Source organism: Lacinutrix salivirga (assembly GCF_053604675.1).
This window is the reverse complement of sequence record NZ_JBSHNP010000054.1, coordinates 1-774: the sequence shown is the minus strand read 5'-3', so window position 1 is coordinate 774 and position 774 is coordinate 1. Positions and strand designations below refer to the sequence as shown.

Genomic DNA, 774 nt, shown 5'->3' with positions numbered 1-774 from the left:
TACTGTCACCTCTACTTCTGCTGTATCACAGTTTGGTGTTGGTGTTGCGTTATCACATACTGTATATTCAAACGTATCTGTTCCATTGTATCCTGGGTTTGGTGTGTAGGTTACTACATCATCACTTGGATCGTTTGGTGTGTTGTTTGGATCTGTTATGACTACGGTTCCATTGGTTGGTGGTGTTGTGATTGCGATTGTGCCTTCCGTTGGGATGTCGTTATCGTTATCATAAACATCTACCACTACTGGTGTGTCTTCGTCTGTAGTTGTTGTATCGTCTTCTACATCTACAATTGGATTTACAGTTACTGTTACTGTTGCTGTGGACTCATCGCCATCTGCATCTGTAATTGTATAATCAAACGTATCTGTTCCATTGAAATCTGGTGCTGGTGTGTACAGTATAGTATCATCCGTTGGATCATTTGGTGTTCCATTATCATCTACTGTTACTGTTCCGCCTTCAGTCGTCGTTCCACTTGGAAGTGTAATTGCTCCTGTATTTGGTCCGTCTGCTCCAAAGTCATCTGCGCCATTTCCATTATCGGCTAACACATCGATTACATTATCTGTACTGTCTTCATCTACTTCAGCTACATCATCTTCTGCTACTGGTACGTCTTCTGCATTTACTGTCACCTCTACTTCTGCTGTATCACAGTTTGGTGTTGGTGTTGCGTTATCACATACTGTATATTCAAACGTATCTGTTCCATTGTATCCTGGGTTTGGTGTGTAGGTTACTACATCATCACTTGGATCGTTTGGTGT

1 protein-coding gene is annotated in these 774 nt (G+C 41.7%); it reads right to left on the bottom strand.

Annotated elements, in window-relative coordinates:
• Positions 1-774: Ig-like domain-containing protein (locus tag ACVC5O_RS01820; RefSeq protein ID WP_452219756.1), on the bottom strand; the 774-nt coding region annotated here is incomplete at both ends.